This is a genomic window from Halomonas sp. 3D7M (genome assembly GCF_014897885.1).
Lineage (GTDB): Bacteria > Pseudomonadota > Gammaproteobacteria > Pseudomonadales > Halomonadaceae > Vreelandella.
This window is the reverse complement of sequence record NZ_JABUZF010000155.1, coordinates 1-941: the sequence shown is the minus strand read 5'-3', so window position 1 is coordinate 941 and position 941 is coordinate 1. Positions and strand designations below refer to the sequence as shown.

Here is a 941-nt window from a genome sequence, read left to right as displayed (position 1 = left end):
CTCGACCGCCACGGTGCAAGCTACTGCTGGCAACAGCGCCCACAAACAGCCTACGGTGGGCTGTGCGCCGACTCTAAACGTCAGCGAATGATTGCGGTAGAAGAGGATCAACAAGGTCAACGGCTGGTCGCCATTACTAACAGCAGCAGAATGGGCGATAACAGGCAAGTGTTGGTTGAAGGCGCTGACTTCTATGGCGCAGCGGTATTAAGCGATGATGGCAACTACCTCGCCTGGGTCAGTTGGTCGCTGCCGCACATGCCTTGGCAACGCAGCCAGCTACATCTCGCGCGGGTGACCAGCACAGGTCAGCTTGAAATACTGGAGCATTGGGATTTCGGCGCAGCGATTAGCCAGCCACAGTTTGGCCCCCACAACGCGCTGGTCTGCATGAGCGATCACGCTGGCTGGTGGCAACCCTGGCAGGTAAACCTGGCTACCCCTGTGTGCCTGAGCAATGCCCCGGTGGACCACATCACCACACCGTGGCAGTTGGGTGAGCGCCAGCACCTATGGCGAGACAATCGGCAGGTTTACTGCCAACTGTACCAGGGGGCAGCTCAGCTTTATCGCCGTTGCGGCGAGCAGGTTGAAGTACTGCTACCAGACCCCGGCCGCGTGGCAAGCATCACACTAGCAAGGCACGGTGACTACGCCATTGTGCAAAGCGCTACCAGCGGCGCCCAGCTTATACGCTTCAACAAAAATGGCTCGCGTAACTGTCTAGTAGGTAAGGTCGAGGGTAACGTAACGCAAAACCTAGTGACTGAAAATTCCGCCACCGCACAATGGCTGGAAACCCCTGTTGGCAACGAAGGCGAAACGGTTCACGGCTTTTTCTACTCAGCCTTAGCCAACCGTGCTGCGCCGCTGATTGTGCGCGTTCATGGCGGGCCCACCGCCGCCGCCTACCCTATTTATGACCCGCTAGTAGCCTATTG

The 941-nt window shown here is 58.0% G+C and carries 1 pseudogene; it reads left to right on the top strand.

The annotated features are described in order from the left end of the window. A pseudogene (locus INT22_RS07430) lies at positions 1 to 941 on the top strand (alpha/beta hydrolase family protein); the annotation flags it as partial.